Annotated in this window: 23 protein-coding genes; 15 read left to right on the top strand and 8 right to left on the bottom strand. The window is 57.0% G+C overall.

Annotation, left to right across the window (positions count from 1 at the left end; genetic code table 11):
- Positions 1-11: 11 nt before the first annotated feature.
- Together AO353_RS28900 and AO353_RS28895 are read right to left on the bottom strand one after the other, a co-directional pair.
- Entirely contained in the window at positions 12-245 is a 234-nt protein-coding gene (locus tag AO353_RS28900) for a hypothetical protein (protein WP_054598058.1), read from the bottom strand.
- A gap of 12 nt (positions 246-257) precedes the next feature.
- Complete coding sequence (locus AO353_RS28895) at positions 258-737, bottom strand: hypothetical protein (protein ID WP_054598057.1); 480 nt, start codon at positions 735-737, stop codon at positions 258-260.
- Between the two features lie 452 nt (positions 738-1,189).
- Between AO353_RS28895 and AO353_RS28890 the strand changes: the two genes are divergently transcribed.
- Positions 1,190-1,702: a hypothetical protein gene (locus AO353_RS28890; protein WP_054598056.1), complete on the top strand. Its 513-nt coding sequence runs from the start codon at positions 1,190-1,192 to the stop codon at positions 1,700-1,702.
- 241 nt (positions 1,703-1,943) lie between these two features.
- On the opposite strand, the gene AO353_RS28885 is transcribed toward AO353_RS28890, so the two are convergent.
- A complete protein-coding gene (locus AO353_RS28885) occupies positions 1,944-2,357 on the bottom strand; it encodes a hypothetical protein (RefSeq protein WP_054598055.1) in 414 nt (137 codons plus the stop codon).
- A 327-nt stretch (positions 2,358-2,684) separates the two neighbouring features.
- On the opposite strand from AO353_RS28885, the gene AO353_RS28880 reads away from it, so the two are divergent.
- The 4 genes from AO353_RS28880 to AO353_RS28865 all read left to right on the top strand — a co-directional run bounded on the left by AO353_RS28880 (position 2,685) and on the right by AO353_RS28865 (position 5,318).
- Complete coding sequence (locus AO353_RS28880) at positions 2,685-3,737, top strand: alpha/beta hydrolase family protein (RefSeq protein ID WP_054598054.1); 1,053 nt, start codon at positions 2,685-2,687, stop codon at positions 3,735-3,737.
- A 506-nt stretch (positions 3,738-4,243) separates the two neighbouring features.
- Positions 4,244-4,540, top strand: a complete 297-nt coding sequence (locus AO353_RS28875) for a DUF7660 family protein (RefSeq protein WP_203226135.1) — start codon at positions 4,244-4,246, stop codon at positions 4,538-4,540.
- Between the two features lie 40 nt (positions 4,541-4,580).
- Positions 4,581-4,754, top strand: a complete 174-nt coding sequence (locus tag AO353_RS31265; protein WP_158246517.1) for a hypothetical protein — start codon at positions 4,581-4,583, stop codon at positions 4,752-4,754.
- A gap of 384 nt (positions 4,755-5,138) precedes the next feature.
- Positions 5,139-5,318: a hypothetical protein gene (locus AO353_RS28865; protein ID WP_054598051.1), complete on the top strand. Its 180-nt coding sequence runs from the start codon at positions 5,139-5,141 to the stop codon at positions 5,316-5,318.
- Between the two features lie 25 nt (positions 5,319-5,343).
- On the opposite strand, the gene AO353_RS28860 is transcribed toward AO353_RS28865, so the two are convergent.
- Positions 5,344-5,670: a barstar family protein gene (locus AO353_RS28860; RefSeq protein ID WP_054598050.1), complete on the bottom strand. Its 327-nt coding sequence runs from the start codon at positions 5,668-5,670 to the stop codon at positions 5,344-5,346.
- Positions 5,671-5,875: 205 nt separating this feature from the next.
- Here AO353_RS28860 and AO353_RS32300 point away from each other — a divergent pair, with 205 nt between their 5' ends.
- Positions 5,876-6,247, top strand: coding sequence for an immunity protein Imm33 domain-containing protein (locus AO353_RS32300; protein ID WP_420480471.1), 372 nt, complete (start codon positions 5,876-5,878; stop codon positions 6,245-6,247).
- A 193-nt stretch (positions 6,248-6,440) separates the two neighbouring features.
- On the opposite strand, the gene AO353_RS28855 is transcribed toward AO353_RS32300, so the two are convergent.
- Positions 6,441-7,649 (bottom strand): MFS transporter, encoded by a 1,209-nt coding sequence (locus AO353_RS28855; protein ID WP_054598049.1) that lies wholly within the window; start codon positions 7,647-7,649, stop codon positions 6,441-6,443.
- Positions 7,650-7,747: 98 nt separating this feature from the next.
- Between AO353_RS28855 and AO353_RS28850 the strand changes: the two genes are divergently transcribed.
- Complete coding sequence (locus AO353_RS28850) at positions 7,748-8,689, top strand: LysR family transcriptional regulator (protein ID WP_054598048.1); 942 nt, start codon at positions 7,748-7,750, stop codon at positions 8,687-8,689.
- Positions 8,690-8,833: 144 nt separating this feature from the next.
- Here AO353_RS28850 and AO353_RS28845 read toward each other — a convergent pair whose 3' ends face one another.
- A complete protein-coding gene (locus AO353_RS28845; protein ID WP_054598047.1) occupies positions 8,834-9,223 on the bottom strand; it encodes a MerR family transcriptional regulator in 390 nt (129 codons plus the stop codon).
- Positions 9,224-9,297: 74 nt separating this feature from the next.
- Here AO353_RS28845 and AO353_RS28840 point away from each other — a divergent pair, with 74 nt between their 5' ends.
- Entirely contained in the window at positions 9,298-10,368 is a 1,071-nt protein-coding gene (locus tag AO353_RS28840) for an SDR family oxidoreductase (RefSeq protein WP_054598046.1), read from the top strand.
- 174 nt (positions 10,369-10,542) lie between these two features.
- Positions 10,543-11,442: a DMT family transporter gene (locus tag AO353_RS28835; RefSeq protein ID WP_054598045.1), complete on the top strand. Its 900-nt coding sequence runs from the start codon at positions 10,543-10,545 to the stop codon at positions 11,440-11,442.
- Positions 11,443-11,465: 23 nt separating this feature from the next.
- Here the strand turns inward: AO353_RS28835 and AO353_RS28830 are convergent, their stop codons facing one another.
- The gene (locus AO353_RS28830; protein ID WP_237142947.1) at positions 11,466-12,419 is read right to left on the bottom strand and encodes a hypothetical protein; all 954 of its coding nucleotides are present in this window, start codon (positions 12,417-12,419) and stop codon (positions 11,466-11,468) included.
- Positions 12,420-12,702: 283 nt separating this feature from the next.
- Positions 12,703-13,620, bottom strand: coding sequence for a LysR family transcriptional regulator (locus AO353_RS28825; protein WP_054598044.1), 918 nt, complete (start codon positions 13,618-13,620; stop codon positions 12,703-12,705).
- 125 nt (positions 13,621-13,745) lie between these two features.
- Between AO353_RS28825 and AO353_RS28820 the strand changes: the two genes are divergently transcribed.
- From AO353_RS28820 to AO353_RS28795, 6 genes are all read left to right on the top strand, one after another.
- The gene (locus tag AO353_RS28820) at positions 13,746-14,504 is read left to right on the top strand and encodes a 5-oxoprolinase subunit PxpA (protein ID WP_054598043.1); all 759 of its coding nucleotides are present in this window, start codon (positions 13,746-13,748) and stop codon (positions 14,502-14,504) included.
- A gap of 91 nt (positions 14,505-14,595) precedes the next feature.
- Complete coding sequence (locus AO353_RS28815; RefSeq protein WP_054598042.1) at positions 14,596-14,841, top strand: acetyl-CoA carboxylase; 246 nt, start codon at positions 14,596-14,598, stop codon at positions 14,839-14,841.
- A gap of 10 nt (positions 14,842-14,851) precedes the next feature.
- Entirely contained in the window at positions 14,852-16,225 is a 1,374-nt protein-coding gene (locus tag AO353_RS28810) for an acetyl-CoA carboxylase biotin carboxylase subunit (protein WP_054598041.1), read from the top strand.
- A complete protein-coding gene (locus AO353_RS28805; RefSeq protein WP_054598040.1) occupies positions 16,222-17,094 on the top strand; it encodes a 5-oxoprolinase subunit B family protein in 873 nt (290 codons plus the stop codon). The genes AO353_RS28810 and AO353_RS28805 overlap by 4 nt, the downstream gene beginning before the upstream one ends.
- Entirely contained in the window at positions 17,091-18,065 is a 975-nt protein-coding gene (locus AO353_RS28800) for a biotin-dependent carboxyltransferase family protein (protein WP_054598039.1), read from the top strand. The genes AO353_RS28805 and AO353_RS28800 overlap by 4 nt, the downstream gene beginning before the upstream one ends.
- A gap of 111 nt (positions 18,066-18,176) precedes the next feature.
- Positions 18,177-19,499, top strand: a complete 1,323-nt coding sequence (locus AO353_RS28795) for a purine-cytosine permease family protein (protein WP_054598038.1) — start codon at positions 18,177-18,179, stop codon at positions 19,497-19,499.
- Positions 19,500-19,569 lie beyond the last annotated feature (70 nt).

The raw sequence follows: 19,569 nt of genomic DNA, 5'->3' as shown, positions 1-19,569 counted from the left end.
GCTCAGCCAACCTACTCAAACCGCCGCCGCTTCATGAACAATCCCATCCCCATCGCCACGGCAAAAACCGACAGCAACCCCAGATCAAACCCCAACAAGCGGATCTGACCTGCCACAACGCAGCCAACCGCACCCGCCGCCACCAACAACACTCCTAGCCACTTGCGTAGCAGATACGGTTTGAGGAATTGATCGAGCAGAAAGGACAACACCAAGGCAATGACCAATTGAGTAATTACGGACATGTACGTCTCCAGTCAGGTCTTGATGATCAATGTCGAGAGGGTGCGTTGCGGGCCGATACCGCCGTTGACCTGCGCCTCGATGCTGACCAGTACGTCGCCAGCATGGTAGGTGGGTAGGATTTCATTGGCATACGTGCGCACACCGGCCCCTACAGATATCGCCACGTAAGAGGGGGCCACGGCCTTGGCGGCGGCAGTGAAGGCCGTGGCTGCAAGGTTGGCGATCGTGGTGCGCTGGGCGTTGAGGGCATCGCCCTGTTGCCGGGTCAACGGCTTGGAGATGCCGATCATCATCACACACGGCAGGTTTTTGGCCAGCATCTTGTCGTACACCTCGACGACCTTGCTGTTGACCTCATAGTGGGCGTTTTTTGCCTCGCCAAAATGCAGCTCGCGCAGGCGCCCACGTTCGCTGTCGGTGAGGGTGATCTGCGAGATGTTGAAGACAATCCCGTGATTGCCCATGTATTGGAAAGTCCCTTCGAACTTCATCGCTCATTTCCTTTTGAGGTAAAGGTGGCGATTCTCTACAACGAGCGTATTGGATTCAAATCATTTCATCTGGCTGGAGCGGGGAGCGGTGAATGCCGGTCAGTTAAGCAGGCACCCTTGGCGAGCATTTTTTCCAGGGAGTCGAGCATAGCTGCGTCCTTATCAGTTTTGGCAGTGATTGACCGGTTGGGAGTTGGACCGCTATCGCGAGCAAGCCCCAGCTCCAGAGCAGAACAAGCCGCCCGCATCACCAAAAAACCTCTCTCCTACAGCTTCCACCTTTGAGATCGGCGCAATGTGTAGCGAGGATCATATAAAAATAGGGGACAGATTTATTTCCGGAAAAATCAATCCGTCCCCCGTTGTAGGGACTCGCCTGCGACCTGTGACCGCATTCAAGGCAAAATCCGCTGCGGCATAATGGCGACTGTCATTTATTGCAGGGTTCGCCGATGTTGCTCGTCGTCTTCAAGGTTCTGCTGACCCTCCCCGTGGCCTGGGCGTTGGCGTGGCCCTTGGTGCATCCTTCGGTGGCCGGGGGAATCTTCAGCGAACTGGAGGCATTGGGCAGCATCGGGGCGTGGATATTGACGCTGGTGTTCCTGATCGCCGTATTCTTTTATTGCCGCGACCTTCAGCGTTCGCTGACATTGGTCAAACCTCCATCCAGGGTGGCGTCGCCTCGAAGTGTATGGCTGATGTTTCTGCTGCCTTACAACTTCATTGAAGACTTTTTCATTGTCGCTCACGTGGCCCGATCGCTACGGCGTGAAGCCAGGCATAACAAAGCGCTGGGTTCGTTCAAAAGCTTTGGCCTGTTCTCAGGGTTGGGGTGGTGTACCGCGCAGATTGTTTCGTTGCTGCCCAACGAACTTGGTTCGCTGGGGGGAGCTTTGGCGTTGCCGCTGTGGATCGTCCACTGGCGGTTGGTGAGGCGGGTAAACAGGCTGATGGCGCTCGCTTGAGCGGTGGCGGATCTAAAGAATGAGCATGGGGCAGACTTATTTATCTGCCATCTGCCTCGACGCAATGAAAAATAATTCTGTCCCCTTTTCGTTAGATGATTGAATCCACAGTCGATTTCGGTCAGTCGTGACAGATAGGAATCGGCCAGAAGCTACCTGTCACGAATCGCCAGTAGCGGAGATTCGGTCTGCGAAATTAAGGGCGGCTCAATCCTCAGTGTATGGCGCGTAAGGTTGGCGTTTATGATCGGTGATTTTCGGCAGGGATGCTCCACATCAGCACGGCCAAAATAGCTGCAACGATGATGCTGGGCGCAAATAACGCGATGCTGACACTAAGAGGATGAACACCGAAAATCATGACCGCAGCTGCAAGCATTCCGCACAACAAGCCAACCATCAGCCTGACCTTGCTTCCGAATCTGGGACGCGACCTCAATAGTCCAAAGTAGATGCGCCACCCCGAATAAACCCCAAGCCAACCGAACACTACCATTGGGAGTGTCAGCGGAGCCGAGAAATCGCCTTGTAACAAACTCGGGATTGAAACCATCAGCCCCATAACACCGAAAAACGCAGCAGCCATTGTCGGCGGAACCATTACAAGCAACGCCATTGCTGTGAGTAAAACTCTACGTTTTGTGAGGGGAGGCATTGACCGACTCCTTTTGGCTCTATGACCGAAAAGAATAGTCACGATATTCGATTGCAGCTATACGCGACCCAGTTCTCGGCCAGTAATCGGAATATTGTCCGCCATGGGTCGGTTTCAGCCGGGTCGTGAAAGACAGAAATCGGCTGTGGATTCAACCGGTCAATGCAGATAACGAAAACTATGAATGTCAGTCGGAGTATCGGCTTTAATGTCGGTGTAGATTCACCTGCTCACGGCGCTGGATTTCTATAATTTGCGAGATGTGATGCACGCTATCGTTGGGTTTCAGGTTCTGAACCCCTCTCTAAATCAAGGAAGACAACCCCATTGAAAACAGCTCTCGGTGCCCTGCTTTTAACCTGTCTGACGACCAACGCTCTCGCTGACGTCAACTCTGTCGGCTTCCAATCCTCCACCCTGCCGGATCCACACAATGAGCGTCCGCTGGAGATGGTCGTCTGGTATCCCAGTACAACGACCGTCACCCCACAGTTGATCGGCGACGATGTGGTGTTTGTCGGTGCTTCTGCGGTTCGCAACGCGCCACCTTCTGCTGGCGAGCACCCATTGGTGGTGCTCTCCCATGGATTCAGAGGCAATTGGAACAATCAGAACTGGTTGGCGAGTGCATTGGCCCATAAGGGTTACATTGTCGCAGCGGTCAACCACCCCGGCACCACGACCCATGATCGCAGCCCGCAAGCGGCGGCGCAGTTATGGCAGCGGCCCATTGACCTGCATCGGGCCATTGAGGCGGTCACCACTCAACCTGAAAAATTTGGCGTGGTCGCAAAGCGTCAAATTGCTGTAGTGGGCCATTCACTCGGCGGCTGGACTGCAATGGAGATCGCCGGTGCTCGTTTCGACCCGGCCCTGTTTGCCCGTGACTGCAAACTCCATCCGCAGTTATCCAGTTGCACCAATTATCAAAAGATCAACCCTGAGAGTACTCCGGCATTAAAGGCTGGTCTGGCCGGCGATTTGCGCGATCAACGCGTCACCGCTGTGGTTTCTTTGGACCTGGGACTCTCGCGCGGGATGACCGATGAGAGCCTTGCGGCACTGCCGGTGCCGGTGCTAGTTATCGCTGCCGGCGCACCATCGGTGGAACTGCCTGCTCAGTTGGAGTCCGCCAACCTGGCCACACGCCTGCCCCAAGCGTCCAGCCGCTATGTCGAGATAAGTGACGCCAGCCATTTCAGCTTCTTGTCGATTTGCAAACCAGGTGCAGTGGCATTGCTCGAAGAGGACATTCCTGGCGATGGCATCATTTGCGGGGATGGCGACAATGCTCGCCCACGCGAGGTAATCCAACAGCAGGTTACGTCACTGATCACCGAGTTTTTGACGCAGTCCGCGAACAACAAAGTGGAGCTCTAGGAATGCTGGCACTCGGCAACTCAGCAGACCTGAAATTTGCGTAGGAGCGCAATTTTTGTGTCGAATTCAGCGACCTATTACGATCAAAAAAGTTTTTACACAGCCTCGGCCGTAAGCGGTCGCTTTTAAGCGACTGCTATCGGCCAATAGCTGCAAGTCACGAAAAGCTGCTTTCGACCCAAAGCAAACATCATGTGTCTAGCAAATCCGGAGCAATTCACTGATGTGTAAATCAAATCCGGCCATGGGCTTTCGGGCGTTCAAACTGGCTATTCGCGGGCTCCTTACGCAGCGGTACACGTGCGGCTGCGATTATGAGTTTGAACCAGTCGGCACGGCTTAACGGCCATCGGGGAAAATGGGGACAGATTTATTTTTCATTGCGTCGAGGCTGATGGCAGATAAGTAAGTCTGTCTCCTTTTCACCCGAGGTTGACCGCCTATGTTGCTGCATAGCAGCATGTCGTTCAGCACTATTTTGTCATTACGCCGCTGCCAGGATGCCTATGCCTATAGATCTTCATGAGTTGTTGGAACGCGTGAGTGATGAGGAGTCCTTCATCAGATTTATCGAGGCTCTTGGCTCTGATTTTGCCAGCGAGCGTTTGCAGGAAGAGACTTCTCCATCATCTCCCTATGGGCCAGGTGCCTTGGGGTGGGAGAACGGGTCGGTTGACTCGTTTCTTGATGCCGCGGCTTCATGGGCAACCGCCAGTACTAGACGTTCCCTGATAGACGTTGCTGTATTGAACGTATGGCAGCGCTGTGCGGCAATTCTGCTGGCCGGCAAGTTTTATGAGTGAAAACCAGCACCGTCTTCGCCCTTAGCTGAAAGAGGTCCTCATGACTAGGGTGTTACCGAAAAATGAACTTCAGGCACTATCAGTTGAAGCTCAAGAAAGTAATTTAACGCTGAGTAGTCTTGATGCGACTTGCCAGAAGTTTGGAGTTGCCCCAGAAGAAGTGCTGAACGAGCTATCCATTGAGGTTGCCGAGGGCTTTCTATTGGATCTCTGACCTATGAGTTTTGCGACGGTGTCATGAACGGGATCATAAGCGCCATAGTTGACTTGGGCATGGTTGGCGATCTCCCAGAGCCAGCCTTCTCGCTCTATCACGCGTTCGATCAAGGCGAATGGATTCGCAGTAACGACACACCGGGTACCGACCCAAGTGAGAAGTACACGAAGCCGATGGTCCTAGAAATAATGCGCGACCTTGAGGGCTAGCTTTGAAGGTCTACTTTTGGCCGATTGCTGTCTGTCGCGAAGGGCTACCATCGAACCAATGCTGCCGGTCAGATCCCGTGGATGTTGGACAAATAGCCCAAGCGCCTACGGCATTTCCAGGATGGTGCTTGTAAGGGTAACCTGAGCACCTTCCCATCTGTGTAGTACCGATATGGACATCAATCTACTGACCGAAACCATGCTTGGCCACTGGCGTACTCCCTCGGGTGTCTGGCAATGCGAGTTCCAGTTCGGCAGCCGTTTGATTTACGTCGAACACTACGATGACGAGCCACCTCGCGCCAGGCTTGCCGCCGCGCAACGCGTGGTCAAGGCAGCGTGTGAAAAATAAATCTGTCCCCTTTTCACACCAGCACTTAAACATTGAAAGCAAGTGCCAGGAGCGGGGTGCCGCCAGCAACGACGATTCGCCAGTTCACAAAAGCTGCACATTCCACAAGCGCTTCAAATTGTTCAGGACAGCGGTGCTTGAAGCTCTGGGCATTGTCGATGACCAATGAAAGCGTTTGTCCGCTTTGAACGTGGATAGACGACATTTCTGCGCTGGGATCATCGAGGTATGAAAGACAATCAACCCAGGCGTCCATATTGCGGCCGTAGAAGCTAGGAAATCCGAACTTTTCTGCGAAAACACTGTGGAATGTTTGCCAGTCAGTAATCAGATTTGTATCCACTTGCACCATTGTCAGATTAACCTTCGCCACGTTGGAAAAAACAGGTATGGCGGTCTTGCAAGGTGAAGTCAATTGCTGACTGCATATTTGCGCAATCCAGGGCTCAATCCGCTACAAACGACGTTGCAGGGGCCGCTTCTGTCCGATTCTGGCCAGTCGTGACAGGCAGCAATCGGCCCAGGCCCTACACCCCAACCATGAGAGTGCGAACTGTATGGCACCCAAATCTGCGGAGAGTATCGCCATGCGAGTAAGGAAGGAGCAAAGCGTTTGTGAATGGCAGGGAGTTACTCCAGATCGACCACAATCCGGATCAAAAGTCGGGATAGCGCTGGGGACTCTGGGGCTTCAGCCCATAAACGGGCTAAGGGTTAAGCCGGAAAACGGTACAAACGGTTGGTACCTGTGGTGCGGTATGGAGTGGTCCGAGGCTGATGATTTTTTTTCACCCCTGCATGTAGGACACATCACGGACTATCTACCGGAAGTTGTCGGATACCTCGATTTGCCGCCAGGCTATCGTTTTTACATTGACGGCAATAATTTTGAAGACGTTTGGCTTGATTCAGAGCTGATATGTACCTGACATCGCCCGATGTCTGGAGGGCAATGAGAACGCTAGGTTTAGTACTTAGGTTACGACCCTGAATGGCCGATGGCTGCCTGTTGCGATTGGCCGCAAACGACCCAATGCTGCCTGTCAGATCCCGTGGATGTTGGACAAATAGCCCAGGACGAAAATGGGTGTCCACTTTTCAATCGGAACGCCTCGGCAGTAGTTAACGCCCGAAAGCATGTCCCTTGGCTATCGAAACAATCAACAGCGCTGGTAGCAACAATGCCAGCGCTACCCAGGGAATAGCACCTGCCCCCCATGTTTCCAAGAGAATGCCGCCGATCACACCACTGCCTGCAAACGCCAGATTGAAGACGGTCACCAACATTGATTGCGCAATATCAGCGCCGTCACTGGCAACATCAGCCAAGGAGGTTTGCAATAAGGTTGGCGCACCACCGAAGCTCATCCCCCACAGGACGATGCCGATATAGATCGCACTGACGGGCAGGTCACCCAGGCCCAGGGCAAACGAAACCAGGATGAATGCTGTCAGGCTGAGCAGTACCAGACTCCGAAGCCTGCCATCAATCAGCGTGCCGATCATCCATAGACCGAACAAGGCCGCAATACCGAATGAAAGGAGGCCCCGATCTATCTGATCGGCCAATCCAACAGAAGCCAGGAACGCAGCAATATAGGTATAGAGGGTGTAGTGGGCCAGGATCCAGAGCATGACCACCGCCAGCACGGGCCGCACGCCTGGGGTTTGCAGGACCCTGCGTAGCGGCAAGCGGCGATCGGAGCGTTGTCCGGGATAATCAGGCACTTTCAGATATATCCAGGCCATCAGCAAAAGGCTGAGTCCTGAGAGAGTCCCGAACACACAACGCCATCCCAGCAGCTTACCGAGCCAGGCACTTAGCGGTACGCCTAGGGCAAGTGCCAAAGGGATGCCGAGCATGGCCAGCGCCATAGCGCGACCGTGCTGCTGTGGGGCGACTAATCGTCTGGCGTAGCCGGCCAGCAGGCTCCAGGCCAGACCGGTTGCGATACCCACCATGAAGCGGGCAGCCAGCGTCAATGAAAACCAGGGCGACAGGGCGGTCACCGCATTACAGGCGCAAAACACCCCGACAGCCAGTAATAGCACCAAGCGCCGACGCCAGCCCTGCAACGCGAGAGTCAATGGAATAGCCGCTAACCCTGAGCCCAGTGCACATAGGGTCACCATCTGACCAGCCCACGCTTGCGACACACCAAATGCCTCGGCGATTTGCGGCAAAAGTCCTGCTGGCACCGTTTCGTTGGCGGTGGCGATAAAGCTCCCCATTGTCAGCGCCAACAGGGCCGCCAATGGGAGACGCCCGGTAGTGAGGTATTCGGTATCGCCCGATGTCGTTAAAGAGCCATTTTCAAATTGCGAAGTCATGACCTGTGCTCAGAGGAATGGGAGACGTGAGTGTGATGAATTGCTTCGTATTTGATAATTGGCCTACCATTTGATGAACCATCAAATTTGAATTGAATATGGCTACTGACCGATTGGGCGACATGCGTTTGTTTGTCGAAGCGGCGGCACTCGGCAGCTTGTCTGCCGCAGGGCGCAAACTGGCGCTGTCGCCGGCCGCGGCCAGCGCGCGACTTATCAAGCTTGAGGCGGCGCTGCGCACCAAGTTGTTTGATCGCACAACGCGTCAGTTGCGCCTCACGGAAGAAGGTCGGTTTTATTTGCAGCAATGCTGGGTCGCATTGCGGGCTATCGATGAGGCGGAAGCGGGGCTTCAAGCCAGTCAAACAGAGGTGCGTGGCAAGGTACGGATATCCGCATCTGCCGATTTTGGCCGCAATCTTTTAAATGACTGGCTTGAGACATTCAGTACATTGCACCCGGAACTGTGCGTCGCGCTGATGTTGTCGGACTCGGTGTCAAATCTGGTGCAGGACGATGTCGATCTGGCAATCCGGTTTGGACAGCCGCATGACAGCTCGATGATCGCCAGGCAGTTGGCTCCCAACTGGCGAGTACTGTGTGCTTCGCCTGATTATCTGGCGCGATACGGTGAACCCCAAACCCCTGCTGACTTGCCTGGCCACAAGTTCATCGTGCTGGTGACGTCTGCAGGTCCATTGAACACCTTTCACTTTGTGGTGGATGGTCAGGAATGGAGCCACACCGTTCCCATGAGCCAGGCATGGGAAACCAACGACGGCGCCCTCGCGCGCGCATGGGCGTTGGCTGGACATGGCATCGCACGCAAGACCATTTGGGATGCGGCAGCCGATGTCCGTGCTGGACGACTGAAAGTCCTGTTACCTGACTTTTGTGTCCGAGAGGCTGGCGTCTACGCGGTATTACACGGCAATCGTTATCGGATTCCCCGCGTGCGTGTATTGCTGGATTTCCTTACCGACCATTTTGATCGCGCAACCGATGAGCTGTTGTTCGACCTTAAAGCACCTGATGCCTAATAGATGGCGCCCGTTTAACCACGCAAGGTCTTTTGGGCGGACGCTTACTGTCTAGGGCCTGGCCACAAAGTTTGAGAAAATGCGTAAGCGCTGGACTTGAAACTGGAAGCAGGCTGCGGCTTCCGTTTCCCGGATGCTGACAGTTCAGTTGGAAGCGTTGTTCCGCTGCTGAAGTTCAAGTTGCCTGGCAGCACTGGCTTCGAGGTTTGCACGCTCTTGATCCAGATACCGATAAATGCTTTGGAAGTTGGCGATTTTCTGTTTGATTTCTGCCATCTTCTTTTCAATTAACTTAGCGCCGTCAGCACAATCGATCAGCTTGTTGCGCTGCGCATCCAGAATCTCGCCTATTTCCCCCAGGGAAAACCCCATGCTTTGCGCACGCTGGATAAAGTCCAGATCCTGCAGAGTTTGCGCTGCGTAAACACGATAGTTGTTAGTTTGCCGCAGCGATGAGATCAGGCCGATTTGCTCGTAGTAACGCAGCGTATGGCGGCTGGCGCCGCTGCGGGCCTCGAGTTCGCCGATTTTCATGAAAACACCGCTTGACTATAGAGTTGGGTCGATAGTTTACGCTTGATTTCTCACCTTGAACAAGGAACAGGGAAATGAGCGTGGAGTGCTTTGTCACGGGGGGGACCGGCTTCGTCGGTCAACATTTGGTGGCGTACCTGAGTGCAAAAGGTCACACCATTCGCGTGTTGATGCGTCGCCCAGAGCGACTAGCTGCACTGCGCGAGCAAGTCGATAATTTGGGAGGGTGCGCAACCCGGGTATTTGCCGTAGCTGGCGATCTGGAACGGGACAACCTCGGGCTGAGTCTTGCTGACCGAGAAGTGCTAAGGCACGCCAGAGTCATATTCCACTTGGGCGCCCACTTCGCATGGGGGCTTTCAGTGGAGCATTCTCGTGCGGTGAATGTGGAAGGGGCAAAGCGTGTGGCGCTGTTGGCGGCTGAGCAAAAAAGCCGTTTAGTGATGATCGGCGGCTACATGCTGAAAAATCATGAACATCTGCAACGCATCGGAATTGATCCTCGTTATCCGGAGTCGACGAATTGGCCGGCCGTCTACCGACATGTCGGTGGTTACGAGGGGAGCAAGCTGGAGGCGCATTTTGCGACCCTGGAGGTCATGTCCGCCAAGGGCGGGGAGATTACCGTTGTCCACCCTGCGACGGTCTGTGGCCACAGCCGCACGGGGCATATCCTTGATGGTCAGCCGCTGGTGGAGCTGATACGCAACCTTGTGCAGGGAAAGCTGACTGCAGTGCCCGGTACCGCCGAGCACTGGCTGCCATTGGTCACCGTGGATTACCTGGTTGAGATAGTGGCGGCTTGTGCTTTTGATCCTGCCATGGTGGGCCAGGAACTGCTGGCGCTTGATGACCAAACTCCCAACTTGCGAGAACTCCTGGTACAGGTGGCACAACCTTTGGGCTTAAAGTCTCCCAAGCATTACATTTCACTCCGATTGCTGAAGTTGCTACTGAGTATTCCTCCCGTCGCGTGGTTTTTGAATACAAAACCCGAAGCCTTGGACTTTATCCAGACCACTCGTTTTGATACCGCAGCGGTCGAGCAATTTGCCAACAGGCATGGAATAGCCAAGCCGGATATACGTCAGTCTTTGCAGCACACGGCAACGTTCGTCAACTCATATTGCATAGCCAAGGGCTAGGCCCTCTGACTTCTCCCTTGGCGGTGACAAGAAGGCGAATAGCATCCTATTGGGCGATCCAGCTATACCACAATAAATACTGGGGTTGGTGGGATCTCGTATCCTCCCACTTTGCGCCGTCGATGTAGGGCGGCATTCTATCGAACGACAATTCAGCGACAGGGATCGTCATCAATGCAATCTACTTTCAGCAAAGGCGTCATATTTGCACTCTCCGCTGCGGCACTGAACGCAACGATCGGTGTACTCAGCAAAGTACTCATGAATCATGGTTTCACCGCTAGCAGTGTCGCTGTCATCAAGACCGTACTGGGTTGCATGCTTCTCTCGATCTTACTGCTTTTCCTCAAGCGCCCGGCGGCGTCGACTAAATGGACTCAGGCGGCTATTTGCGCATTCCTTGGCATCTTTGTGCTGTTCCATTTCGAAACGTCCGCCTATCGACACTACGCTGCGGCAGGTGTGGTGGTGGTGCTGATGGCCAGTGCCTCAATTTCCTCGATTATTCTGGGGCGCATTTTCCTCAAGGATGCCATCACCGCGAACGCTACCGTTGGCGCCGCACTGGCTATTGCCGGGATCTCGGTGATCTTCGGCGGCGACCTGCAACAGGGCTTTACCCTGCAAGGTGCTGCGCTCGCCTGCATGGCCGGCTCCGGCTATGGGGCCTTTTCGGTTGCCATGAAGCGTATGGGGGTGTCGGGGGGGCTGCACTTCACACGACAATTGTTGTTCTTTGGCAGCCTGTACCTGCTGATGCCGGCTGCGGCCGATGGTTTCGCGATGGGCGAGCTGTCGCCGCTGGCGATCGCCGCGCTGCTGGCGCTGGCCACACTGCCGACAATCCTGGGCTTCTTCTGCACCACCAAGGCCATCGAGTATCTCAAACCATCCCAAGTGCAAGCGCTGGAGCTGACCGAGCCACTGTTCGCCGCGCTGCTGGCTTTTGTGGCGCTCAATGAAGTCCCGCGCGAAAGCCTGTACGCGGGAGCGGCACTGATCATCATCGGCCTGTGTTTCTCCAATGAACTAATCCGCTTGGGCAGCAAAGCATCCGTCCCTTCGACCGAGTGAGCTATTTTCGGCTCCTGATTACTTTAGCAATCAGTGGTTTTTGAGTGTTTTGAGCGACTGACTGCTTCTGGCCGATTGCTGGCTGTCTCGTCCGGCCGGGGGCCGACGCTGGCTTGCGCCCTGTCCACCAGCCGTTGCACCCACTCGGCATCCTGGTTATTGACCACGGCGTAGCGGTCCGGGGGGAAAAAGGTCCAGTGATGGGCGACCTCGACAAGGCGCTTGAGTTCATCGGCAGACACCCAATACGGCGTGTCGACCAATGGCATCGGCGCGCCGCCGAAACGCCGGCCGAGAGGGAGGTTGGTGCCGGGGGCAAAGGCGATCGCCAGTTCCTGGCAGGGTTGCATTTGCTTGTCCGGCGTGGGCATTTTGCCAACCCGTCCATAGTTGAAACTGCCCGGATATTCTTCCTTGAGCACCAGCCAGTGGCCCGCAGTAGTCTTGGCCAGGACCCATTGCGACACACCGCTGTCTTGCACGCATTCAAGCTTGCCGTTTGTCCATTGCATGAGGGTGTTGCAGTCCGGATCATAATCGGAGGACCACAGGCTGGTGCCAGATACCAGGCTATGGTGCTCAAGCTCGGCCAACCCTTGGTCCGGCATGGACTGCCAGTAGCGTTTGGTCGGGTCGTGGGCATCGCGCAAGAAGTTGCGTAACCCCCAGGCAACCATGAAGACCAGCGTCGCGAGGGCAAGCCAGCCAAAGGAGGCTCCGACGATCCGGTCAATATCCAGGCCGGGGGCGAATAACGAGCGATAGAGCAACAGGCCTAGTAAAAACGCGATACCCGGCAGAACAGGGCCAAAGCACAACGGCGGCACTAACACCTCGATCCAGCTGAAGCGGTGCCTGGACGCGTGCTCCCGCGCCCAGGCTTGCTCCTGGGCGAGCATCGGCGCCTGTTCGCGTGGGGCAATGCCAGGGGCGGGTGTCTGAAAGCGCATGGACAGTGTGTAGGGGTCATCTCTCATGGATCAAATCATGCTCTTGAAGTAATCGCTCTTCGGATACTTGAGTCATTCCTGCAACTCAGATTCAGTGACGTCCGACGCAGAATAAGGCGTAAGAATGAAATGCATGCCTTCGAGTGACCGCTTTGGGCCGATAGCTGCCTGTCGTGAAGGGCTGCATCCGACCCAAAACGGTCATTCGTGACGGCAGAAAACGGCCAAAATCTTCCCGTCACAACAGACCGGAAATGGCCTAAAGCGCTCATCGTAAATCCACAAGAGGAGGGCATGGTTTTCACTGTTTTCAGCGTCGCGCAGACAGCTGTTGCGGCGCCAAAAATGCATCGTGGAAATAGTTACGAAACGCCTGCATCGCCGGGCTGAATTCGCGCTCGCGATGCCACGCCAGTCCGACACTCATCGGCGTCACCTTGTCGGTGACTGTCAGGGTTTCGATGCGTTTTCCTTCCAGTGACCAGGGGCGGTGCACCAAGTCCGAGAGGATTGCCACGCCGCTGCCATTGGCGACCATGCTGCGCACCGCTTCGACTGAACTGGTGCGAACCCGCACGTTTGGCTGCTGTCGCGCGTGTTCCCAGTAGCGCATGGCACTTTGTTCGGCTTCGTCGACGGTCAGCAGAATGTAAGGTTCCTTCGCAACGTCGGCGAGGCTGACTGCCGAACGCTCGCACAGGGGATGGCGGCTGGGCAGCCATAATCGGCGCTCGGAGTTGAAGAGAATCTCCGAGACGATATCCGGGTGGGTGAGGTTCGCGGTGAGCACCACTGCCATGTCGAATCGACCTTCCAGCAGACCCTGCTCGATGGCCGTCCGTTCTTGTTCGTGGACTTCGATGGCCACGTCCGGATGCCAGTGTTCAAGCCGTTGCAGGTGATGCGGCAGGAAGTAACCGATCACCGTGTAACTCGCCGCTAAACGCAATACACCACTGGCGCGGATGTCCGGCAACGGGCTGTTCAACGCGTCATCGACGCTGCGCAAAATCACGTAGGCCCTATTCAAAAAGTGCCGCCCGGCGTCGGTCAGGCTCATACCCTGGGCCGAACGCTGGAACAACAGCGTGCCGAGGATGCTTTCCAGTTCCTTGATCGCCGTGGTCACCGCCGACTGGGAAATATTCAAATGAATCGCGGCTTGAGAGATTTGCCCGATCTCGGCGGTGGCGACGAAATAACGGACTTGGCGCAGGGTCAGGGACATGAGCACTCCGGGTGACGAGGTATCTGTTTTACAGAAGATACCCCATCTGATAATAGATCTTCCCAAGGGGTTAACAGGAATCTAACTTGGCCTGCATGAAGTCACAAGCGTCGGGAGCAAGCGTCATGCAGGCAGTAGATTTCAACTCGGACATGGGCGAAGGCTTTGGTCCCTGGACCATCGGCGATGGCGTCGACAATGAGCTGATGGGCTTTATCAGTTCGGCCAACATCGCCACCGGTTTTCATGCCGGCGACCCCAGCACCATGCGTCGCACCGTCGAACAGGCCAAGTGCCTGGGCGTGGCCATCGGCGCGCATCCGGGGTTTCGCGACTTGGTTGGTTTTGGCCGTCGGCACATTAATGCGCCGGCCCAGGAACTGGTCGACGACATGCTCTATCAGTTGGGCGCCTTGCGTGAACTCGCCCGGGTTCAAGGCGTGGCCCTGCAACACATCAAACCCCACGGCGCGCTCTACATGCACCTGGCCCGAGACGAAGAGGCCGCCCGTTTGCTGGTGGAGAACCTCCAACGTCTGGAACCGGAGTTGCTTCTGTATTGCATGCCCGATTCGGTGATCTGGCGGGTTGCCACGGAACTTGGCCAACCGGTGATCCGCGAGTTCTACGCCGACCGAGAGTACGACCTCACCGGCTCCATCGTCTTTACCCGCAACGTGCGGGCTTACGACCCGGTCCACGTCGCCGAGCGAGTGCTGCGTGCTTGCCAACAAGGCGTGGTGCGCACCGTCGAGGGCGAAGACCTGGCGATTGAATTCGATTCCATCTGTTTGCACAGCGACACGCCGGGTGCCCTGGCGTTGGTCGAAGCCACGCGTTATGCACTTGATGGCGCGGGCATAGAGGTCCGACCACCGCGCTGAGAAACGAAAGCACCTGGCACAGAGACGCCAGGGTTTGCCCACCGATTCACTTTTTGCCTGCCTTTCTACAACTATTCCAAGAGGAACAGACATGGCCGAACACACTGTAATCACCCCGTTGCCGGGGACCTTCTACCGCAAAGCCACCCCGGAATCGGCGAACTTCGTAGAGGTCGGCGCGGGGGTCAGCGCCGACACGGTAATTGGCCTGATCGAGGTCATGAAGCAATTCTCCGAACTGACCGCCGGGACGGCCGGTCGCCTCAGTGCCTTTTTGGTAGAAGACGGTGATCCGGTGGAGCCGGGTCAAGTCGTCGCAACACTCGACGACGAGTGAGGGCGCGATCATGACCCAAGCCATTCATAAACTGCTGGTCGCCAACCGTGGCGAGATCGCCGTGCGGATTATCCGCGCCGCCAAAGAACTGGGCATTCCCACCGTTGCTGCGTGCAGCGAGGCGGACGTCGATTCCCAGGCCGCGCGCATGGCCGATGAGGTGCACATTCTTGGCCCGGCCCGTGCCGACAAAAGTTACCTGAACGTCGAGGCGCTGTTGGGTGCCCTGAAAGCCACCGGCGCCAACGCGGTTCACCCCGGTTATGGCTTTCTCTCGGAGAACGCCGACTTTGCTGAAGCTGTCCTTGCTGCTGGCGCTATTTTTGTCGGCCCGAGCCCGGAGACGATCCGGCGCATGGGCGACAAGGCCGAGGCACGGCGTACCGCACAAGCCGCTGGCGTGCCGGTGGTGCCGGGTTCGCCGGGTGAACTGTTCGACGTCGAGTCGGCGCTCAAGGCTGCTGAATCCGTTGGCTTCCCGTTGTTGATCAAAGCTTCGGCCGGGGGCGGCGGGCGCGGTATTCGGCTGGCGGAAAACGCCGAGCAACTGAGCGAAGAATTCCCCCGTTCCCAGCGCGAAGCCCAAGCAGCATTTGGCAATGGCGCGGTGTACCTGGAGCGGTTTATCAGCCGGGCCCGGCATATTGAAGTGCAGGTGCTGGGCGACGGTCAGCACGCCGTGCATTTGTTTGAACGCGAGTGTTCGCTGCAACGGCGCCGGCAGAAAATCTTCGAAGAAGCGCCGTCGCCAGTCCTTAGCCAGCAGCAACGGGAAACGCTGTGCGCCAGCGCCGTGCGCCTGACCGAATCCCTGGGCTACAAGGGCGCCGGCACCCTGGAATACCTGTATGACGATGCTACCGGTGAGTTCTTCTTTATCGAGATGAATACGCGGATTCAGGTAGAGCACCCAGTCAGCGAACTGATCACGGGCATCGACCTAGTCCAAGCCATGTTGCGCATCGCTGGCGGCGAGCCGCTGGGCTTCAAGCAAAGCGACATCCGACTCAACGGCGCCGCCCTGCAAATGCGCCTGAACGCTGAAGACCCGGCGCGGGATTTCTTCCCGAGTCCAGGCCTGGTCGAGGAACTGATCTGGCCGAACGGCGAGGGCATTCGCGTTGATACGCATCTGTATCAAGGCTACCGCGTGCCGCCGTACTATGACTCGCTGCTAGCCAAACTGATTGTTCACGGTGCGGATCGCGCCGAAGCCCTGGCCCTAGCGCGAATGGCGGTGGCGCACACCACGCTCACCGGCATGGCCAACACCTTGGCGTTGCACGGTGAATTGCTGGAACAACCGTGGCTGCACAGCGCCGACTTTCACACCGGCACCCTGGAAACCTGGCTGGCCGAACGCCGCAGCGGAGGTGAAGCATGAGTACTCCCATCCGCTACAGCTTTGGCGCCGATGAGCATTTGTTTGCCGAAGTCAGCGACAGCATGTCCCTGGACGCGTTCTTCAAAGGCCTGGCCGTCACCCGCGCCGTGGAACGGCTGGCGCTGGATGGCGTGCTCGATATCTGCCTGGCCAACGCGTCATTCCAGATTCGTTTCGACCCGGATCGCATCGCCCCTCATACCTTGCTCGAAGCGGTAAAAATCGCCGAAGCCGGGGCCGTCGCCGAGCGCACGTTGCACACGCGGATCATCGAGATTCCCGTGCTCTACAACGACCCCTGGACTCACGAAACCCTGATGCGTTTTCGCGACCGCCATCAAGATCCGAGCGCCACGGACCTGGAATACGCCGCACGAATCAACGGTCTGGCCGACGTCGATGCATTCATCGCGGCTCACAGTGGCGCGCCGTGGTTTGTCTCGATGGTCGGCTTCGTTGCCGGGTTGCCATTCATGTTCCAGATGGTCGAGCGCGAGCGTCAGTTGCAGGTGCCAAAATACCTGCGTCCGCGCACCGACACACCGAAATTGACCCTCGGTCACGGCGGTTGCTTTGGTTGCATTTACTCAGTGCGCGGCGCCGGCGGCTATCAGATGTTTGGCGTCACGCCTGCGCCGATCTACGACCCGCAACAGAACCTTGCGTACCTGAAAGAACACATGGTGTTTTTCCGTCCAGGCGACATCGTGCAGTTCAAACCGATGGACCGTGAAGCCTATGACCGCGCGGTGGCCGAAGTGGAAGCCGGTTGCTTTGATCTGCGGATTCGGCCGGTGGAGTTTTCGCTGGACGCATTCCTTGCCGATCCCGTTGGCTATCCCAAGTCGTTGCAGGAGGTATTGGCATGATCAAGGTCCTCAAACCCGGCCTCGCCACTTCGGTACAAGACCTGGGCCGCGAAGGGTATTACCACTTGGGCATTCCGCCGTCCGGCGCGCTTGATCAATACGCTTTGAGCGCGGCCAATCAATTGGTCGGCAACCCAGCAGGTTTGGCGGCGCTGGAATGCACGCTGCTCGGGCCTGAGTTGGAGTTTCAGCAGGATGCATTGGTAGCGGTCAGCGGCGCGCACATGACGCCACGGGTCGATGGCGTGGAAATGCACCACGACACCGCGTTCACCGTGAAGGCCGGGCAAGTGCTGCGCTTTGACTTTCCCAAGGCTGGTGCCCGCGCTTATGTGGCGGTGGCCGGCGGCATTGATGTGCCGGTGGTGCTCGGCAGTCGCTCCACCTATGCGCTGGGCGCGCTCGGCGGTTTTCAGGGGCGACGCCTGATTGCAGGCGACGAATTGCCGGTGGGCATCGCCAGTGGCAAGAGCCGCGCCGGGGCCAGTTTGCCCATGGCGTTACGGCAATCATTGGGTGGCGAAATCACCCTGCGGGTGGTGCCCGGTTTGTACTACCACCGCTTGACCGAATCGGCTGCGAAGAGATTTTTCGCCGAGCCGTGGACGGTCGGTTCGGAAGCCGACCGCATCGGCTATCGCTTCAAGGGCGGCAGCGCGCTGAGCTTTCAGCCCCGGGAGCAGCCGTTCGGCGCCGGTTCCGATCCGTCGAACATCGTCGACAGTTGCTACCCGATCGGCTCGATCCAGGTGCCCGCCGGGCTCGAACCCATCGTGCTGCACCGTGATGCGGTGTCCGGTGGCGGCTACGCGATGATTGGCACGGTGATCAGCGCCGACCTCGATTTGATCGGCCAGATGCAACCCAACCAGAAGGCCCGCTTTGTCGCGGTAACCCTCGAAGAGGCGCTGGAAGCGCGACGTTCCTATAAGAAAAAACTCAGCTGCCTGAGCAAGCTGTTCCCTTCCTGATTCTGCCCGCCGTCTAGCGCGGGCCATGCCAAACGGTACGCCAACGCCGCACTTCGGTGCGGTGACGGCTGCCCGCGCTTCAACCTTTGACTGGTTTTGGAGTTCACGCATATGGCTGCTTTATCGCAATCGAGTCAAACCGGGCAAGACCCGGCGCATCATCCTGTTCCACCCGAAGCACGCATGGGCCGATTGTCCCTGACCATGGCATGGTGGGCGGTGTGCAGTGCGATGTTTTACATCGTGGTGGGTGCTTCATTGGCGTTGTCGTTCGGTGCGCGCAATGCGCTGATCGGCATGGTCCTGTCGGTGATCAGTTATGGACTGGTCAACAGCGTGCTCAGCCGCTTTGCGATTCGCAGCGGTTTGTCGGTGGCGTTGTTTTCACGGCTGTTGTTCGGCAGCACCGGGGCGTGCCTGGCGACGTTGATTTTCTTCTCGACCGCGATCTATTACGCGGTGTTCGAAGGTTCGGTGATCGCCGTCGCGCTCAATCACCTGTACCCGGAACTGGTCTATCCGCTGGCGGCATTGGCGGTGGTGCTCTACAGCGTGCCGATGATCCTGGGCAGCGTGCAGCACTGGCTGGACAAGCTCAACGGCGTGTTGCTGCCGGTGTACCTCGGTGGTTTGCTGGTGGCGGTGGGGCTATCGATCAGCCGTTATGGCTACCAGCCGCAATGGCTGGATTTCGGCCCGGCAACGCCTAGTGCATTCGGCTGGTGGGATTGTTTTGTCGCCTACATGGGGGTCTGGGTGTTGATGCTGTTCACCTTCGACTATGCGCGTTTCGGCAAGCCTGAAGACGCCGAGTACCACGGTCGCTGGAACTTCGGCATGCCGTTCTACGCGGTGACGTTTCTGCTCAACGGCGCGGCGGGTATTTACCTGGTCAGCAGCATTCCCCACGAAGGCGCGCTGAACGAAGTCTCGGTGGTGATGGCGATTTTGCAGTTGATGGGCCTGTGGGGATTGCTGTTTGTCTGGGCCACGCAAACCCGGATCAACACCGCCAACTATTACTTGGCGACCCTGAACATGCAGGCGTTCTTTGGTCGATTTGGCCTTCGCGGTTCGTACCTGATGTGGGCAGTGGCGGTGGGGGTGGTCGTCTACGGCTTGATGCTCGCGGACGTGTTTGCCTACATCCTCAAGGCGTTGGCCTATCAGGGAATTTTCGTGGTGGCCTGGGTGGGTGTGGCGTTGGCGCAGATTGTCTACGGACGTAGTGACGTCGCAGCGCTCGAACGGGTAGTCGCGTTTAACCCTGTGGGCTTGACGGCCTGGTTTGGCGCCACCGCGTTAGGTCTTGCGTTGATGTTTTCCGGCGGCGGACTGAGCAGCTTTTCCGCGCCATCTACCGTGATAGTTGCATTTGCCTTGCAAGCAGGCTTATCCCATCGAAGCCGATTGCAGTTACGGCTGGCAGAGTAGAGTTTTGCAATCACTCATCCCGTACCCGCCTGCTCTAACAAGGTAGAGCGGGCAATGGGAAGCTCATTAC

Origin of the sequence: Pseudomonas fluorescens (assembly GCF_001307155.1) — a bacterium.
Taxonomy (GTDB): domain Bacteria; phylum Pseudomonadota; class Gammaproteobacteria; order Pseudomonadales; family Pseudomonadaceae; genus Aquipseudomonas; species Aquipseudomonas helvetica.
The sequence above is the reverse complement of the archived record's forward strand: the minus strand, read 5'-3'. Positions and strand labels throughout refer to the sequence as shown.

What these genes read in the sequence shown, in the direction of transcription:
- AO353_RS28865 (WP_054598051.1), top strand. Translation starts at nt 5,139, where the DNA reads ATGGACATCAATCTACTGACCGAAACCATGCTTGGCCACTGGCGTACT.
- AO353_RS28885 (WP_054598055.1), bottom strand. Translation starts at nt 2,357, where the DNA reads ATGCCTCCCCTCACAAAACGTAGAGTTTTACTCACAGCAATGGCGTTG.
- AO353_RS28830 (WP_237142947.1), bottom strand. Translation starts at nt 12,419, where the DNA reads ATGAGAGATGACCCCTACACACTGTCCATGCGCTTTCAGACACCCGCC.
- AO353_RS28825 (WP_054598044.1), bottom strand. Translation starts at nt 13,620, where the DNA reads ATGTCCCTGACCCTGCGCCAAGTCCGTTATTTCGTCGCCACCGCCGAG.
- AO353_RS28805 (WP_054598040.1), top strand. Translation starts at nt 16,222, where the DNA reads ATGAGTACTCCCATCCGCTACAGCTTTGGCGCCGATGAGCATTTGTTT.
- AO353_RS31265 (WP_158246517.1), top strand. Translation starts at nt 4,581, where the DNA reads ATGACTAGGGTGTTACCGAAAAATGAACTTCAGGCACTATCAGTTGAA.
- AO353_RS28800 (WP_054598039.1), top strand. Translation starts at nt 17,091, where the DNA reads ATGATCAAGGTCCTCAAACCCGGCCTCGCCACTTCGGTACAAGACCTG.
- AO353_RS28795 (WP_054598038.1), top strand. Translation starts at nt 18,177, where the DNA reads ATGGCTGCTTTATCGCAATCGAGTCAAACCGGGCAAGACCCGGCGCAT.
- AO353_RS28835 (WP_054598045.1), top strand. Translation starts at nt 10,543, where the DNA reads ATGCAATCTACTTTCAGCAAAGGCGTCATATTTGCACTCTCCGCTGCG.
- AO353_RS28850 (WP_054598048.1), top strand. Translation starts at nt 7,748, where the DNA reads ATGGCTACTGACCGATTGGGCGACATGCGTTTGTTTGTCGAAGCGGCG.
- AO353_RS28820 (WP_054598043.1), top strand. Translation starts at nt 13,746, where the DNA reads ATGCAGGCAGTAGATTTCAACTCGGACATGGGCGAAGGCTTTGGTCCC.
- AO353_RS28840 (WP_054598046.1), top strand. Translation starts at nt 9,298, where the DNA reads ATGAGCGTGGAGTGCTTTGTCACGGGGGGGACCGGCTTCGTCGGTCAA.
- AO353_RS28860 (WP_054598050.1), bottom strand. Translation starts at nt 5,670, where the DNA reads ATGGTGCAAGTGGATACAAATCTGATTACTGACTGGCAAACATTCCAC.
- AO353_RS28810 (WP_054598041.1), top strand. Translation starts at nt 14,852, where the DNA reads ATGACCCAAGCCATTCATAAACTGCTGGTCGCCAACCGTGGCGAGATC.
- AO353_RS28845 (WP_054598047.1), bottom strand. Translation starts at nt 9,223, where the DNA reads ATGAAAATCGGCGAACTCGAGGCCCGCAGCGGCGCCAGCCGCCATACG.
- AO353_RS28815 (WP_054598042.1), top strand. Translation starts at nt 14,596, where the DNA reads ATGGCCGAACACACTGTAATCACCCCGTTGCCGGGGACCTTCTACCGC.
- AO353_RS32300 (WP_420480471.1), top strand. Translation starts at nt 5,876, where the DNA reads ATGGCACCCAAATCTGCGGAGAGTATCGCCATGCGAGTAAGGAAGGAG.
- AO353_RS28855 (WP_054598049.1), bottom strand. Translation starts at nt 7,649, where the DNA reads ATGACTTCGCAATTTGAAAATGGCTCTTTAACGACATCGGGCGATACC.
- AO353_RS28900 (WP_054598058.1), bottom strand. Translation starts at nt 245, where the DNA reads ATGTCCGTAATTACTCAATTGGTCATTGCCTTGGTGTTGTCCTTTCTG.
- AO353_RS28895 (WP_054598057.1), bottom strand. Translation starts at nt 737, where the DNA reads ATGAAGTTCGAAGGGACTTTCCAATACATGGGCAATCACGGGATTGTC.
- AO353_RS28890 (WP_054598056.1), top strand. Translation starts at nt 1,190, where the DNA reads ATGTTGCTCGTCGTCTTCAAGGTTCTGCTGACCCTCCCCGTGGCCTGG.
- AO353_RS28875 (WP_203226135.1), top strand. Translation starts at nt 4,244, where the DNA reads ATGCCTATAGATCTTCATGAGTTGTTGGAACGCGTGAGTGATGAGGAG.